The organism is Oceanobacillus senegalensis, from assembly GCF_900176885.1.
Taxonomy (GTDB): Bacteria; Bacillota; Bacilli; order Bacillales; family Amphibacillaceae; genus Oceanobacillus; species Oceanobacillus senegalensis.
The window spans coordinates 2,527,757-2,543,450 of sequence record NZ_LT839648.1; the positions used below are offsets into that span (position 1 = coordinate 2,527,757).

Consider the following 15,694-nt stretch of genomic DNA (forward strand, 5'->3'; position numbering starts at 1 on the left):
AATTGACTTTTAAATACCATAGATAAGAATTGTATGGTATGTATGAAACGTAAAATGCTTTTCTTTTATCTAACCAAACTATTCTAAATCAATCGGAACAATTTCTCCATCTTCAACCGCACCAACACGAGTAAGTATCTCAAAACCACCATTTTCATCAATACCAGGAATGACATATACCTTTTTATCTTCTGGTAAAGCATCTAAACCGTCTTGAATATGTTCATAGATAACTTCTGCGTCATCCACATTACCTGCTGCTTTCATCGCTTCAACAAAAATGTACATAGAAACATAGTGAAATCCTGCTTCTGAACCTGGATCTTTATCATATTTAGCTCGATATTTTTCAACAAACTCTGGTACTCCAGGGTAATCCGCATTAATTAATGGCATTGTACCAATTGACCCTTCTAATAATTCGTATGTTTCAGTTATATTCTTCATTTCATCCAGTTTTGCTTGATCCATAATAATAAATCCACCTTCAAAACCTAATTCCCTTGCCTGTGTAGCTATACTTGCTGTTGGCTCAGAAGGTCCGCCTATGAATAGTACATCTGGATCTTCATCTATTGCATTAGTTAATAGGGTAAAGAAATCTGTATCCTTCGCAAAGTCAACGGACGATTCATGCACAACTTCTCCCCCCTGTTCTTCCCAATATGGGATTAATGCTTCTGCCCAGTCTTGGCCATATTGTGTTACTGGTGGAATAGCTGCCAATTTCGGTCCAAATCGCTCCATTGTATAATCAGTGAACGGTTCTAAATAACCATGATAGCTTGGTGGTATTCTTACGGTTAGTGAATTTCCCTTTTCTGTAATTGCTGGTTCACTTGAATAGGCTCCAATAATAAAATTTTCCTTTTCATTAAACACTTGAAGGGCATAAACCCCCCCACTATGCGGTGTGAAGATAATTGGCGTCTCATTTTCCTGAACTAATCTTCTTGCATTTGCAGCTGTTTCATTTGGTAAATATTGATCATCAAGAGAAACTAGATTTAATTTATATGTCTCGCCGTTTACTTCAAAACCTTCTTCATTAATTTCTTCAACTGCCATTTGTAAACCATTTAGTGTGTTTTCTCCATAATAGGCTGCAGCTCCACTTAATGGCCCACTATACCCGATGTTTACAACGTTCTCTCCATCGACAGAACCTGTACTTTCATTAGATGTTTCCGTACCACTCCCATCAATACAGGCTGATAAGGTAAATAACATGACAATAAAACTTATTAAAAACAGTAACTTTCTTTTTCTCATATGATTCCCTCCGTTTTATATATTGATTATTTACAAAATTCCTACTACTATTTTGATACTAACGTCTTTTAAATTTTATTGGTTAGGCACCGATATACGCTTTACGAACTTCTTTATTAGAAAATAATTCCTCTGAAGATCCTTTTACAACTACTTTTCCGTTTTCAAAAACATACCCTTTATCTGCAATACTTAATGCTGCATTTGCGTTTTGCTCTGCTAAAAGAATGGTTGTTCCTTCGTTGTTAATTTCTTGAATACTTTCAAACATCTGTTCGACAATTAATGGGGCTAAACCAATAGATGGCTCGTCAAGTAACATTAATTTCGGTTTAGCCATTAACGCTCTTCCTATTGCTAGCATCTGCTGTTGCCCACCACTTAAAGAACCTGCTGAAAAATCACTTTTATCATGGAGAATCGGAAATAATTCATAGACTTCTTTTAATGTCTGTTTAAATTGTTTTTTGTTTTTTCTATGAACATAAGCACCCATTATCAAGTTATCTTTAACAGACATTTGTGAAAACAATTTTCTGTCCTCTGCACATTGGACAATTCCGGATTGAACAATCTTATCAGGTGATTTTCCTCCGATAGATTTACCTTGAAATAATATTTTTCCAGAAGCAGGTTTGCTTAACCCACTAATTGTTCGAAATGTCGTACTTTTTCCCGCTCCATTAGCGCCCAACAACACCACGATTTCACCTTGAGTCACTTCGATATTGACTTGATGCACAGCTGCATAATTTCCATACTTAACTGTAATATCCCTTAGCTCAAGCACTGGCACTCCCTCCTAAATACGCTTTTATTACTTGTTCATTTTTATTAATTTCTTCAGGGATACCTTCAGCAATTTTTTCTCCATAGTTTAATACCATAATTTTATCTGCTAAATTCATAATCATTTTCATCTTATGTTCAATTAAACAAACAGTAATCCCCCCTTGTGTCATCTTCTCTATTAAATAAGAAAGTTTTTCTGTTTCATCTGGATTAACCCCAGCGGTTGGTTCGTCAAGAAAGACAATCTCTGGATCTGTAGCTAATGCAAGCGCAAATGCAACTCTCTTTTTCTCCTCTTGAGAAATATTAGCAACTAACCGATCAGCATAATTTGATAAGCCTACAAAATCTAAAACCTCTAGTGCTATTTCTTTCGACTTTTCTTCTTCTTGCTTTAAACGCTTTGTTCGAAATATCGCATCAAAAAGATTAGATCTTGTTCTTAAACGATGACCAACAACGACATTATCAAATATGGTTGATCTTTCAAACAAATTTGTCGTTTGAAAAGTCCGTGCAACTCCTAATTCAGCAATCTCATTTGCTGCTAGATTAGAAATATCCTTTCCTTTAAAAATCACTTTCCCAGAAGTCGGCTTGTGTACACCACTTATTAAATTGAAAAAAGTTGATTTTCCTGCACCATTTGGTCCAATAATTGCATTTATTTTTCCTTTTTCAATAGAGAAATCAACGTTATTAACGGCATGTAATCCTCCAAATTGTTTGGATAACTGTTTTATTTCTAAATACATCTTTATTTTCCTCCTATGCCCCTTTTTTCATTTCTGAATAGCGCGTGTTAACCCCTTTCCTTTCCCTAAGCTTCATTCTCCAATCATTAAACAATCCGACCAATCCTCTTGGTGCAAAGATAATTAACAGTACAAGTAATGGTCCAAAAATTAACATTCGATAATCTTGCAAGAATTGGAGGTTTTGAGAAAGCCATACAATGAGTATTGTTCCAACAATTGGTCCTGAAATTGTACCAATACCACCAACGATTAAATACATTAACAAATCGAAGGTAATGTTTGTTGAACCAATCTCTGGTCCCAGAAATCGAATGAAACTAGCATATAGCGCACCTGCTAAACCTGCAAAAAATGTAGATAGAACAAAAGATATCAATTTATTTTTCATTGTTGAGATACCTAACGACTGTGCCAAGGGTTCACTGTTCCGAATGGCGATAAATGTTCTACCAACCAAAGAGTGCACGATACGATAAATGACAAAAATAACTATTAGTAATATCGCTAAAACAAGGTAATATTGTGATAACGGACTAGTAAATGAAATCGGTCCAATATTTGCTGGAGCAGGAATCCCCATAAGACCCCGTACACCTTCTGTTAAGCTGTCCCATTTATCTATAACTAAATAGATGACATATCCAACACACAGTGTATAAATTGCGAAAAAGTGTTCTTTTGTTCTAAGGGAAATTAAACCGATAAAAAAACCAATAATAGTTGTAATAATTGGCGCTAGTATAAAAGCAAGCCAGAAACCCACCTCTGCTTTTACAGTTAGTAACCCCAATGCATATGCACCAATTGCAAAAAATCCAGCGTGAGCAAGTGACAAGTAACCCGTATATCCTGCTAACAAATTTAGGCCATAAACTGCAATGATCCAAATAAAAGCTAAAGTCATAACATGAATATAGTATCCATTTTGTGTAATTAACGGAAAGAGTATTGCCAACAAAATCAACAGAATAACAACATACCGCTGCTTAAATTTGGTTACCATTAATGCTCCTCCTTTGCAAATATGCCATTTGGTCTAATCGATAAAATAATAATGAGTAGAACAAAGGCAATAATATCTTTATAATCACCAGAAATATAAGTTGCCGCTATACTTTCACTAAAACCAAGAATATAACCACCTAGAATAGCTCCAGGTATACTTCCCATTCCACCAATAATAATGATAACAAAGGCTTTTAGAATTACTAAATGCCCCATACCTGGAAAAACGAGGTTGATAGGTGAAGTTAAGGAGGCAGCTATAGCGGCCATAGCCCCTGCAAGAAGAAAGGTTAACATGGCTACTTTATTGGCATTAATTCCAACTAAAAATGCACCTTCCCGATTCTGACTCATAGCAATAATTGTTCTTCCAATTAACGTTTTCTTTAGGAATAAATAAAGCAATGCCATTACAGCTATTGCAGCAACAATAATTAGAAGCCTTTGTACCGTAAAGGTAATACCAAATAGATTGACTACTTGGCTATAAGGTGTTGGCATTTGACGGTAATCCGCCCCCCATACTAATTGCGCAAATGCTTCTAAAAAAAGAAGCATTCCAATTGCAGCAATCATACTATTAATTGATATCGTATTTCTGAGCGGATGAAATATTAATCTTTCCATCAACACACTGAGACCACCAACGACGATAATAGAAACAACAATAGCTACCCAATAATTAAACCCAGCATATACCATCATCGTCAAAGTTATATATCCACCAATCATATAGATAGCACCATGTGCAAAATTAGGAATGTGTAAAATTCCATATACAAGAGTTAATCCTAAGGCAACTAAACTATATACACTTCCTACAGTTAAACCGTTAAATAGTTGCTGTAAAAGTACCTCCATTAATTGTCCACCTTTCCAGTAGAAATTCATTCTATTTTTACTCTATTACTCTATAGTTCTTGACTTTTTCCATTCGTCCTCTTGCAGTCTTCGCCACAATATTTTCCCACTAGATGTTGTAGGTAACGTTTTTCTAAATTCAATATGGCGAGGATATTTGTATGCAGCCAAATTCCTATTGGACCACTCAATCATTTCCTCCTCCGTTATTTTCCCCTCATATGCTTCATTAAGAATGATAAATGCTTTGACGTCTTCTCCCCTTTTCACATCAGGTATGCCCACAACACAAGCTTGTTGCACAGCAGGATGCTTATATAGATAAGACTCCACCTCCGACGGCCAAACCTTATACCCTGATGCATTAATCATTCGCTTGAGGCGATCAACAATAAAAAAGTAGCCTTCTTCATCAAATCTTCCAATGTCTCCTGTCCTGAAAAAGCGCTTTCCTTCCAATTTAATAAAAGCGTTTTCATTTTCATCTTTTCGATTATAATAACCTATCATCACTTGTGGCCCACTAACAATAATTTCTCCTACTTCTCCAACACCCAATTCTTTATTTGTTAAAGGATTAATGATTCGAGAATCTACATCAAATGAAGGAATACCTAAGCACTGCATTTTAGGACGATCTGATGGATTAGTATGTGTTTGAGCAATTGTTTCGGAAAGCCCATAACCTTCTATGAATTTTAAACCAGTAAGTTGATAGAGTTGTTCTCCTACTGCTTCAGGAAGTGCAGCACCCCCACCCGAGATGGAAATTAAAGACGAAAGCTTTTTAGAATCAAGGTTAGAATTTTCTAAGAAATCAACGACCATCGTACTTATTGCAACCCAATTCGTACAGTTCCTGCTTTCTATAAGCTTTAAAGCTGTTTCCCTATTCCATCTCGTCATAATAACTATTGTGCTACCGCTTAATAATGGCATATGCATACTATGCACCATTCCCGTCACGTGATAAAAGGGTAAAGTTGCTAGATGAACGTTACTTGCTGTTCCTCTCGTCCAGTATAATGCTCCAAATGTATTTGCTTGAACGGTTCTATTGGTATGCATACAACCCTTTGGTAGTCCCGTTGTTCCTGATGTATACGGAAGAACAATAAGATCATCCGGATTTTGTGTATGTGCATGAGGGGCATAATCAGATTCAACGCAGTCCATCCACAGATAATGATTCGCATGTGTATACATTTTTCTCAGAAGTTTTACGTTTATTGGAAGCTCCTGTTTTAAATCATCGATATAGTCGGAGTAGGCAGCAATCACTAGATTTGTTAGTGATGTTGTTTCAAACAATGGGTTAACATTATCGTACAATTCCTGACCGATAATCGCATTTTTTATTTCGCAATCTTTTATATAAAATTCCAATTCATTGGTTTTTAACATTGGGTTAATTGGAACTACAACTGCATTTGCTCTTAAAATAGCATAGTACCCAATAATAAACTGTGGAGAATTTTGTATAAGTAACAGAACATTTTCCCCCTGCTGAACTCCTAGTTTTTGTTGTAAAAAGCCAGCAAGTGCATCTACTTCATTTTTTAATTCATTATAAGTCATTTCTTGTCCGTAATAATAAATGGCGGGATGATTAGGGTATCGTTTGGCACTGACTTCTAAATTGTTATAAAGTGATGTTTTAGGTATAGTTAATGACTTTGAAAGCCTTGGCCAGTGTTCGAAATGAAGTTTTAACATTTACATCTCTCCCATATCCTTGTCATCTTTTGACTTTTGGTGTTGAATTTTCACTTTCCAAAATTAGGCGTTCGCTTTTCTTTAAAAGCTAAGACCCCCTCACGATGATCCGCCGTTGTAGCTACAGTTGCTTGCGTTATCCTTTCTAGTTCAAGTATTTCTTCCAAAGTGGAATGGAGAGATTTATCTGCTAACTTTTTAATAAATCCATATGCTTTAGAAGGACCACGAGCTAATTTCAAAGCATATTCATTTACCTCTTCCGGAAACTCAGCCAACGAATATATATGGTTAACAATACCCAATGAATATGCCTCACTCGCTGTAATAGGTTCTGCATTAAATAAAAGTTCTTTAGCGCGATATGGACCGATTAATCTCGGAAGAAAATATAAACCGCCTCCATCTGAAATTAAACCTACTTTCGAAAAGCTTAAAATGAACTTACTTTCTTCTGCTGATAAAATGATGTCACATGCCAATGCTAGATTAAAACCTGCCCCGGCAGCATATCCATGAACAGCAGCTATAATTGGTTTTTCCAATTCTTTCATGGATAGGATTAATTCATTTAAATTCCCAATATGGTCATACGTTCCTAAGGGATCTTTTTGCCCCATGTTCTTCACATCTCCACCTGCACTAAAAGCACGACCAGAACCTGAAATTGTTACAACATGTATCGATGCTTCTGTTTTTGCCAATTGTATTGCTTCCTTTAATCCTGTTATCATTTCAGCACTAAAGGCATTCAGACTATCTGGCCGGTTCAAAGTAAGGTGCAATACCCCTTCTTTTATTTCAACTAATAAATCTTTCGTTTCGATATAATTCACAAGCTACACTCCTCTTATTCATAATTTTTCTTACAACATTGGGCGTTTCATAATATCCCTTCTGCTTATACTGTTACGCCCTTTTGTGTGTTAACTCCAATGCATATTGAATCAAGTTTTTTACATATACATTTAAATTAGCAAAGCGTTCATCCTTTGTTTGCCCCTTCTTCCACCGATAGTAAATTTGTTGACAGATAACAGCTAGTTTGAAGTATGCAAATGTTAAGTAAACGTTCATATTAGTCAAGTCTCTTCCGCTTTTTTTTGAATAGTATTCCATAAATTCATCTCGTGTAAAAAATCCAGGGTAGCCAGTAATAGGTACTTCACCCATTTCTCTCTTTAAGAGTTCGGAATCATTTGACTCTGTCCAATAGCTCATAGCGGCTGCTAGATCTGCTAATGGGTCACCTACCGTTGTCATTTCCCAATCAAACACACCAATGATTCGGCTAATATCTTGATTAAACATTGAATTATTCAATTTAAAATCATAATGAATAATAGTAGATTCAGAAGAGTCTGGTATATTGCTAATCAGCCAACTTTTTAATCGTTCAATTCCAACAATATCATCTGTTTTAGACCTCTCATATCTTTTTATCCAACCATGTACTTGCCTTTCCATAAATCCCTCTGGCTTTGTCATATCTTTTAACTTTGTTTTGGTATAATCAACCTGATGTAAATCTACCAAAGCGTTAACCATTAATTCAGAAATTTTCCTGCCTAATTCCTTTGTAACATTAACATTTTCTGGAAATCCCGTATCAAGTACAATGCCACGTTTCCTTTCCATTACAAAGAATGGGCTCCCAGCAATACTTTGATCTGCATAAACGAAAGGCTTTGGCGCTACTTGATAATGTGGATGAATTTCCTTTAATATCGTAAATTCTCTTTCCATATCATGTGCTTTTGGGGCTACAGGACCTAACGGCGGCCTTCTTAGGACCGCCTCCCAATCTCCAATTTTCAATAGATAGGTTAAATTAGAGCGTCCTGCACTAAATTGTTCAACCGTTAAAGGACTATCCGGCAAATTATTAATATGCCTTCTCAAGAAAGACTCTATTTCTTTTTGATTTATTTCCTCCCCTTTTCGAACTGGAATTGTATCAAAAGACATTTTACCCCACCCTTTTATGAATGAATATTCAGTAAATTGGCCCGACAATTAAATGATTTTCCAGTTTTAATCGCAAACGTTCTGGAATTGATATGGTCTTTTGCTCCAAGTAATTAAAACAAACTGTGACAGCCTCTGCCTCCGCAATAGTGATTCCTGTATCTGGTGATAAAATCGTCTGGCTCATCGTGAAACTTTTGGTCCCCACTTTTAATACATTTGTACAAACTCTCAATGTTTGACCTGCGAAAGCTTGATTTAAATATTGACACTTAATGGAGGCTAATATAAAGCTGAGATTCTTATTTCTTTCTGGAAGAATTTCCTTAAAAAATTTGGTACGAGCTTCTTCAAAGTATAAAAAGTAACTCGTGTTATTCACATGGCCAAGTGCGTCTGTCTCAGCAAACCGAATATATACCTCAATTTCATGAGCTGTTGTCATATTACTCTCCCTTTAACTAACTAAATAGTATATTTTTCCAAATATCGGAATAGAGAATTAGTTTTCCAAATTTCCTATTCCATTAAGTATCAATTCCATATAAAAATTAGCTAATTCCTCTTCAGAGACTTCACCATCCGGGTCATACCAATAATAACTCCAGTTCGTAATACCCAAAATCCCAAATGTAAGGATATCTGCTCTGACATTATTATTAAATTCTCCCTTTGCAATCGCTTCTTCAATCATTAATTGATAATTTTTTCGGAACTTATCACGTTTTGCTTTAACTAATTCAAAATCTGAATCATGTATATGTCGCATTTCTCTGGAAAAAATCCTCGCACTTTCTCTTTGCGATTTAATTGCGCTAATTACCATATAGATAATGTCATAAAGTTTTTCACTATAATTTTTAGTTAAATCTTTTAAAATAATTTCTTGTTTTTGAAGAATACCTTCAATATAACTTAAATTAATAACACGCAGTAGTTCTTGTTTACTTTTAAAATAATAATAAAAGGTTCCTTTTGTAACACCAATATTTTCAACAATATCTTGAATGGATGTTTCGCTATACCCCTTTTTATCAAATAAATAAATACTTGTTTGAATAATCTTTTCTCTCATACTTGTAAATTCCCTTCATTTTATATAAATCTCATTATAGCAGATTTTAACTCGTGGTTTGATTGTTAAAAATTTGGTGTTACTCTTTATTAGCCTCGTTCAATAATAGTCGCTATTCCTTGTCCCCCACCGATACATGCTGTAATAAGTGCATATTTTCCATTTATGCGTTCTAATTCATATACTGCTTTTGTTAATAAGATTGCCCCTGTAGCACCTAATGGATGCCCATGTGCAATCGCACCACCATTAACATTTATTTTCTCCGGATCAAAATATAGTTCTCTATCACATGCAATGACTTGCGCCGCAAAGGCCTCGTTAAGTTCTATAATATCCATATCATTTAAATCAAGTCCTGATTTTTCCATCACTTGTTTCGTAGCTGGTACAGGACCTATACCCATAATATTTGGATCGACGCCAGCAACTGCCGAAGCACAAATAGTAGCTAACGGTGTAAGTCCCAATTTTTCTGCTTTTTCTCTCGACATAACAACTAGCGCAGATGCTGCATCATTTAACCCAGAACTACTACCAGCTGTAACCGAACCATCTTTCACAAAAGCTGGGGGTAGTTTAGATAGTACTTCTAATGTTGTTTGAGGTCGCGGATGCTCATCTTTCTCAAAGACAATAGGGTCTCCTTTACGTACTGGAACCTTTATAGGAACTATTTGTTCATCAAAATACCCTTCCTCCATTGCTTTAGCCATTTTTTGTTGACTTCTAAATGCAAATTCATCTTGTTCTTCTCTACTAATGTCATATTTACTCACTAGATTTTCTGCTGTAATACCCATTGGTGGATTCCCTATTTCTTTTGGTGATAATTGTGACTTGCGAAATTTTGGTGGGGAAGGGCTATATGGCCGCTCCGCACGATCCATGAGATATGGTGCACGGCTCATACTTTCCACTCCTCCTGCAACATAAATGTCCCCTGCGCCTGACTGAATTGCTTGTGCCGCTAGAACAACCGCATTAATACCTGAGCCACATTGACGGTCAACTGTGAGGCCAGGTAAATTAGTAGATAATCCAGACTGTAATGCTGTTAATCTAGCAATATTCCCTCCACCACTTAAAACATTTCCCATAATCACGTCATTAATAGAATTGGGGTCAATATTTACTCGTTTAACTGCTTCTTTAATAACCTCTGCACCAAAAATATGTGCCGGCACTGTCGCTAATGCCCCTCCCTGTCTGGCTATAGGTGTTCGAACTGCTGATACAATCACTGCATCTCTTTTCATAAATACATCCACTCCCTTTTTATGTTTGATAAAACTACTACATAGCACTTGCACCACCATCTACTACAATAGTTTCACCTGTAACAAAATCTGAAGCAGGGGCAGCTAAAAATAATGCTAGACCCTTTAAATCATTCTCCGTTCCAAACTTACGTAATGGCGTACCTTCAAGCATTTTATCTCCGCCTTTTTCAATAAGAACTTTTGACATTTTTGTTGGAAAAAAACCAGGAGCGATAGCGTTAACATAAATCCCCCTTGGCCCCCATTTCACAGCTAAGTCTCTTGTAAACGAGATGACCCCACCTTTACTAGTGTTATAACCAATCGCATCCATATATTCAGGGTTTGAACCTTTTAATCCAGCAACGGAAGCTATGTTAATAATCTTCCCATGTTTTTGTTCTGTCATCACTTTACCAACTGCCTGTGACATCAAAAATGTTCCTACTACATTCACATTCAATACCTTTTGAAAGGCCTCTAAAGGCATTTCATCAACAGTTGCTCCCCATGAAGCACCGCTATTATTAACGAGAATATCAATTCTCCCAAATTCCTCTACAGTCTTTTTAACTACATCTTTAATATCATCAGGGTCTGTTACATCACATTTTAAGGCTAGTGTCTTTACTCCAAGTGATTGCAATTTCTCACTAACTTCCTGGCAATTTTCTTTTTTTCTTGAACAAACAACTATATTAGCACCAGATTCAGCAAACCCTTCAGCTATTTGTTCACCAAGGCCGCGTCCACCACCAGTAACAATAGCAGTTTTCCCAGTAAGATCAAATAGTTCCTTCACATGCATATTTTGGTTCCTCCTATGTTTTACCGATATTTTTTTAATTCCTGTCTCGCAACCGTTCTTCGATGAACTTCATCTGGCCCATCTGCTAACCTTAACGTGCGTACATTGGCATAACTTGCAGCGAGTGGGAAATCATCACTCACCCCTGCACCTCCCAATGCTTGAATAGTCCGATCAATTACCCGTAATGCCATATTTGGTGCAACCACTTTAATCATAGAGATCTCTGACTTCGCCTCTTTATTTCCAACTGTATCCATCATGTAAGCAGCCTTAAGTGTAAGTAATCTTGCTTGTTCAATCTCTATTCTTGAATCCGCTATCCACTCCTGGACGACTCCTTGTTCAGCCAATTTTTTCCCGAATGCTTCTCGGGACTCTACCCGATCACATAATATTTCCAACGCTCTTTCTGCAGCTCCAATTGTTCTCATACAATGATGTATTCTTCCTGGTCCCAGCCTTCCTTGTGCTATCTCAAATCCTCTACCTTCTCCCAATAACATATTTGAAGCAGGTACTCTCACATTGTTATATTCAATTTCGGCATGGCCATGTGGGGCATGGTCATAACCAAAAACAGGTATTGCGCGTTTGATTGTAACACCTGGTGTATCAATCGGGACAAGTATCATCGATTGTTGATTATACTTTGGTGCATTCGGGTCGTTTTTCCCCATAACAATCGCGATTTTACAACGTGGATCATTAGCCCCAGATGACCACCATTTTGTTCCATTAATGATATATTCATCTCCATCCCGAACAATACTAGCCTCAATGTTGGTTGCATCTGATGAGGCAACACCTGGCTCAGTCATAGAAAAACAGGAACGAATTTCTCCATCCAATAATGGTTGTAACCATTTATTCTTTTGCTCTTCAGTACCATACCGAACTAAAACTTCCATATTACCAGTGTCTGGCGCAGCACAATTAAAAACCTCTGGCGCAATACTTGACCTCCCCATGATTTCGCATAAAGGTGCATATTCTAAATTAGAAAGCCCTGTACCACATTCACTTTCAGGCAAAAATAAATTCCAAAGTCCCTTGTCTTTTGCTTTTTCTTTTAATTCCTCGATAATAGGTGGCACGCTAGAAAAGTGGTCATTTTTATCTATCTGTTCCGCGTATGTACTCTCATTAGGATAAATGTATTCTTCCATAAATGCAGTTATCTCTTTCTGATATTCCATTACCCTATCCGAATATTCAAAATTCATGTGTTATACTCCCCCATCTCTTATTAACAGGATCCGTCTCTTTTCCAAAGAAACAGACCCTAATGATAATTATTGTGAATTAATATTTCAAAAATCTTATATTTCCTTTAATGACCTCTTTATCATTTTGATTAACGGCTTTAACTATAAAATCAGAAAACTCTTCTGTATCTTCTTCTAAAATAGCTTTAAGTTTAATCACATCGTTTAGAAAAACCATTCCAGCAAATCTAATCTTAAAGTCCTGAATAAATCCTTCTTCGTAATATGGTGTAAAGAGCTTGGCCAAATTCCCCATTGTCCACATTCCATGAGCTATAATACCAGGCAAACCCGCTTTTATAGCTTCTTCATCTATAGTATGAATTGGATTAAAGTCTCCTGAGGCTCCTGAGTACTTAATTAAATCCATTCTAGATACAGGTTCAAGTATAACTTCTAGTGAATCGCCCGTATTAAACTCAACTACACTTTGTTTCATACTTTCATCGCCTCCCTTACAGCCTCATTAATTATGACAGTAGATCCTTCAGTAAAAATCAAATTTCCTTCCCTATCCTCACCATATCTTCTTGTTAATAAAAATCCCATTAAACCATTATTACCTGATTTCTCAAAGTAATCTTTCACTTCTGTATAACAATATACTTCCTCACCTACCAATAGTGGTCTTTCATAATGATAGGTTTGTTCACCATGAATTAATCCTTTTTTAGGAAGAGTAAGCCCCTCTACTTCCCCATAATTAAAAATACGGGGAAATGTTGGTGGTGCAATATTCTCACCATACCTAGACTCTTTTCCTTTTTTCTCGTCTATGAATATAGGATGCAGGTCACCAATAGATTCTGCAAAACGTTTTACAAGGCCTCTTTCTACTATATTTTTTACTTTTTTGGACTTCCTACCAACAATTTCTTCAAACATTAACACCTCTCCCTTCAGTATTTAAATAGGTAAATGTTAAGCCTTTGGTCCCCCTGCAACATAGATAACCTGACCATTAACAAAGGAAGACTTCTCATCAGCGAAAAATGCAACTGCATTTGCGATATCCTCTGGTTTTCCACTTCTAGCTACTGGAATTTTACTAACATTAAATTTTACAAATTCACTAAAATCAACGCCTACTCTCTCTGCAGTAGCCTTTGTCATCTCGGTTTCAATAAATCCCGGTGCTACAGAGTTTGAAGTAATCCCAAATTTACCTAGCTCAATAGCTAGAGTTTTTGTAAATCCTTGCAATCCAGCTTTTGCTGTAGCATAGTTTGCTTGACCTCGATTGCCTAGGGCAGATGTAGAAGAAATATTAATGATGCGACCATACTTTTGATCTACCATGTATTTTTGGACCGCACGCGCAGCATTAAAGGACCCTTTTAAATGAACATCCATTACCTGTTGCCAGTCACTATCCGTCATTTTGAATAACATATTATCCCGAATAATACCTGCATTATTCACCAATATGTCAATCGCTCCATAAGTTGAAACAACTTCTTGTACTACTGCTTCTACTTCTTCTGCATTGACTACATCTGCCTTTTTCGTATAAATTTCATATCCTTTCTCAGTAAATTCAGTCTGTACCTCATTTAGTGCCTCTTCATTAATATCTATAACCGCAACCTTTGCACCTTCTTCAGCCAATCTAAGTGCAACTCCTTTTCCAATACCTCGACTACCGCCTGTGATAAAAGCTACTCTACCATTAAACTTTCCTGACATTTGTAATCCCTCCTAAAATAAATTTAAATATATTGACCGATTTTTACATTACCTTTTAATAGATTTCTAGAAATAATTAAACGCTGAATTTCATCTGTACCATCATAAATTCTCCATAATCTTGCCTCTCGGTACCAACGCTCAATTGGCAATTCTCTTGTATAACCCATTCCACCATGAATTTGTAGGACACGATCGATTACATTATTTCCAATATTTGCACCATATAATTTAGCCATTGAAGCTAAGTGACGATTATCTTCTCCTTGATCAAGTGTAAATGCAGCATTTAACACTAACCATTTTGCAGCTTCAATTTCAACTGCAGAATCAGCTATTTGCCACTGAATAGCTTGCCTATCTGCAATTGGTTTACCAAATGTTTCTCGTTCATTTGCGTAATCAATAGCCATTTGCAGTAAACGCTCTGCTGAACCAACTGCACGCGCTCCAACAATCCACCTTGCAAAACCAATCCATTCTAATCCAAGGTTATAACCCTTATGTAGTTCCCCTAAGATATTCTCTTCAGGAACACGAACATTTTCAAAAATTAAACTAGCAGGTCCCCATTCACCCATCGTATGAATATATTCAGATTTCCACCCCATGTCTCGATCAGCTATAAAACAAGTAACCCCTTCTCTACCTTTTGAATTCTGATGAAGGTCCTTATCAGTAATTGCAATAACCATGGTGAAATCCGCCTCATTTCCTCCAGTTATAAATGTCTTTTCACCATTTAGAATCCACTCATCACCGTCTTTAACTGCAGTCATTTTAATATTTCTTGTATCTGATCCAGCTCCTGGTTCCGTCATGGCAAAACATGATTTTTTATCTCCATTTATGGTCGGTATTAAGTATTTTTCTTTTTGTTCATCATTCCCATAATATAGTATATTATCTGCTGAACCCCCGAACTTAAAGGGTACAAATGTCTTAGCCACTTCCATGGAAACGATAGCTTGCATCATTTGCCCAAGGTCTGCTCCACCATATTCTTCAGGTGTATTAATCCCCCAAAAGCCTGCCTCTTTTGCCTTTAGTGTTAGTTCTTCTTGCTTCTCTTTTGGCAAACTTAGTTTCCCTTCTCTTTCATTTCGAAGTACATCATTTTCAAGTGGGATTAATTCTTTTTCAACAAATTTTCGAATTGTTTCCTGAACCATTTTTTGTTCCTCAGTTAAACGTAAGTACATGGACAATCTCTCCTTTTCATC

At 36.4% G+C, this 15,694-nt stretch carries 17 protein-coding genes; all 17 read right to left on the bottom strand.

The window, feature by feature from the left end; all coding sequences use genetic code 11:
• Positions 1-78: 78 nt before the first annotated feature.
• The gene (locus CAO17_RS12215; RefSeq protein ID WP_085993022.1) at positions 79-1,272 is read right to left on the bottom strand and encodes an ABC transporter substrate-binding protein; all 1,194 of its coding nucleotides are present in this window, start codon (positions 1,270-1,272) and stop codon (positions 79-81) included.
• A gap of 82 nt (positions 1,273-1,354) precedes the next feature.
• On the bottom strand, positions 1,355-2,062 hold the full coding sequence (locus CAO17_RS12220; protein WP_085993023.1) for an ABC transporter ATP-binding protein: 708 nt from the start codon (positions 2,060-2,062) through the stop codon (positions 1,355-1,357).
• Positions 2,055-2,819, bottom strand: a complete 765-nt coding sequence (locus CAO17_RS12225; RefSeq protein WP_085993024.1) for an ABC transporter ATP-binding protein — start codon at positions 2,817-2,819, stop codon at positions 2,055-2,057. The genes CAO17_RS12220 and CAO17_RS12225 overlap by 8 nt, the downstream gene beginning before the upstream one ends.
• Before the next feature lie 13 nt (positions 2,820-2,832).
• A complete protein-coding gene (locus tag CAO17_RS12230) occupies positions 2,833-3,825 on the bottom strand; it encodes a branched-chain amino acid ABC transporter permease (protein ID WP_085993025.1) in 993 nt (330 codons plus the stop codon).
• Positions 3,825-4,688: a branched-chain amino acid ABC transporter permease gene (locus tag CAO17_RS12235; RefSeq protein ID WP_085993026.1), complete on the bottom strand. Its 864-nt coding sequence runs from the start codon at positions 4,686-4,688 to the stop codon at positions 3,825-3,827. Before CAO17_RS12235 ends, CAO17_RS12230 begins: the two co-directional genes overlap by 1 nt.
• A gap of 45 nt (positions 4,689-4,733) precedes the next feature.
• The gene (locus tag CAO17_RS12240) at positions 4,734-6,404 is read right to left on the bottom strand and encodes a long-chain fatty acid--CoA ligase (protein WP_085993027.1); all 1,671 of its coding nucleotides are present in this window, start codon (positions 6,402-6,404) and stop codon (positions 4,734-4,736) included.
• Positions 6,405-6,454: 50 nt separating this feature from the next.
• A complete protein-coding gene (locus CAO17_RS12245; RefSeq protein ID WP_085993028.1) occupies positions 6,455-7,240 on the bottom strand; it encodes an enoyl-CoA hydratase/isomerase family protein in 786 nt (261 codons plus the stop codon).
• Positions 7,241-7,313: 73 nt separating this feature from the next.
• A complete protein-coding gene (locus tag CAO17_RS12250) occupies positions 7,314-8,372 on the bottom strand; it encodes a phosphotransferase family protein (RefSeq protein WP_085993029.1) in 1,059 nt (352 codons plus the stop codon).
• Between the two features lie 28 nt (positions 8,373-8,400).
• Entirely contained in the window at positions 8,401-8,817 is a 417-nt protein-coding gene (locus CAO17_RS12255; protein WP_085993030.1) for an acyl-CoA thioesterase, read from the bottom strand.
• A gap of 57 nt (positions 8,818-8,874) precedes the next feature.
• Positions 8,875-9,447 (bottom strand): TetR/AcrR family transcriptional regulator, encoded by a 573-nt coding sequence (locus CAO17_RS12260; protein WP_085993031.1) that lies wholly within the window; start codon positions 9,445-9,447, stop codon positions 8,875-8,877.
• Positions 9,448-9,536: 89 nt separating this feature from the next.
• Positions 9,537-10,706, bottom strand: a complete 1,170-nt coding sequence (locus CAO17_RS12265; RefSeq protein ID WP_085993032.1) for a thiolase family protein — start codon at positions 10,704-10,706, stop codon at positions 9,537-9,539.
• Positions 10,707-10,743: 37 nt separating this feature from the next.
• Complete coding sequence (locus CAO17_RS12270) at positions 10,744-11,517, bottom strand: SDR family oxidoreductase (RefSeq protein ID WP_085993033.1); 774 nt, start codon at positions 11,515-11,517, stop codon at positions 10,744-10,746.
• Positions 11,518-11,537: 20 nt separating this feature from the next.
• The gene (locus CAO17_RS12275; RefSeq protein ID WP_085993034.1) at positions 11,538-12,743 is read right to left on the bottom strand and encodes an acyl-CoA dehydrogenase; all 1,206 of its coding nucleotides are present in this window, start codon (positions 12,741-12,743) and stop codon (positions 11,538-11,540) included.
• Positions 12,744-12,822: 79 nt separating this feature from the next.
• On the bottom strand, positions 12,823-13,224 hold the full coding sequence (locus CAO17_RS12280; RefSeq protein WP_085993035.1) for a MaoC/PaaZ C-terminal domain-containing protein: 402 nt from the start codon (positions 13,222-13,224) through the stop codon (positions 12,823-12,825).
• Positions 13,221-13,670 (bottom strand): MaoC family dehydratase N-terminal domain-containing protein, encoded by a 450-nt coding sequence (locus CAO17_RS12285; protein WP_085993036.1) that lies wholly within the window; start codon positions 13,668-13,670, stop codon positions 13,221-13,223. Before CAO17_RS12285 ends, CAO17_RS12280 begins: the two co-directional genes overlap by 4 nt.
• 36 nt (positions 13,671-13,706) lie before the next feature.
• Positions 13,707-14,471 (bottom strand): 3-oxoacyl-ACP reductase FabG, encoded by a 765-nt coding sequence (gene fabG / locus CAO17_RS12290; RefSeq protein WP_085993037.1) that lies wholly within the window; start codon positions 14,469-14,471, stop codon positions 13,707-13,709.
• Between the two features lie 23 nt (positions 14,472-14,494).
• On the bottom strand, positions 14,495-15,673 hold the full coding sequence (locus CAO17_RS12295) for an acyl-CoA dehydrogenase family protein (RefSeq protein WP_085993038.1): 1,179 nt from the start codon (positions 15,671-15,673) through the stop codon (positions 14,495-14,497).
• Between the last annotated feature and the right edge of the window lie 21 nt (positions 15,674-15,694).

Coding starts and splice junctions, on each gene's coding strand:
- CAO17_RS12215 (WP_085993022.1), bottom strand. CDS start 1,272: ATGAGAAAAAGAAAGTTACTGTTTTTAATAAGTTTTATTGTCATGTTA.
- CAO17_RS12225 (WP_085993024.1), bottom strand. CDS start 2,819: ATGTATTTAGAAATAAAACAGTTATCCAAACAATTTGGAGGATTACAT.
- CAO17_RS12230 (WP_085993025.1), bottom strand. CDS start 3,825: ATGGTAACCAAATTTAAGCAGCGGTATGTTGTTATTCTGTTGATTTTG.
- CAO17_RS12235 (WP_085993026.1), bottom strand. CDS start 4,688: ATGGAGGTACTTTTACAGCAACTATTTAACGGTTTAACTGTAGGAAGT.
- CAO17_RS12240 (WP_085993027.1), bottom strand. CDS start 6,404: ATGTTAAAACTTCATTTCGAACACTGGCCAAGGCTTTCAAAGTCATTA.
- CAO17_RS12250 (WP_085993029.1), bottom strand. CDS start 8,372: ATGTCTTTTGATACAATTCCAGTTCGAAAAGGGGAGGAAATAAATCAA.
- CAO17_RS12255 (WP_085993030.1), bottom strand. CDS start 8,817: ATGACAACAGCTCATGAAATTGAGGTATATATTCGGTTTGCTGAGACA.
- CAO17_RS12260 (WP_085993031.1), bottom strand. CDS start 9,447: ATGAGAGAAAAGATTATTCAAACAAGTATTTATTTATTTGATAAAAAG.
- CAO17_RS12265 (WP_085993032.1), bottom strand. CDS start 10,706: ATGAAAAGAGATGCAGTGATTGTATCAGCAGTTCGAACACCTATAGCC.
- CAO17_RS12270 (WP_085993033.1), bottom strand. CDS start 11,517: ATGCATGTGAAGGAACTATTTGATCTTACTGGGAAAACTGCTATTGTT.
- CAO17_RS12275 (WP_085993034.1), bottom strand. CDS start 12,743: ATGAATTTTGAATATTCGGATAGGGTAATGGAATATCAGAAAGAGATA.
- CAO17_RS12280 (WP_085993035.1), bottom strand. CDS start 13,224: ATGAAACAAAGTGTAGTTGAGTTTAATACGGGCGATTCACTAGAAGTT.
- CAO17_RS12285 (WP_085993036.1), bottom strand. CDS start 13,670: ATGTTTGAAGAAATTGTTGGTAGGAAGTCCAAAAAAGTAAAAAATATA.
- fabG (WP_085993037.1), bottom strand. CDS start 14,471: ATGTCAGGAAAGTTTAATGGTAGAGTAGCTTTTATCACAGGCGGTAGT.
- CAO17_RS12295 (WP_085993038.1), bottom strand. CDS start 15,673: ATGTACTTACGTTTAACTGAGGAACAAAAAATGGTTCAGGAAACAATT.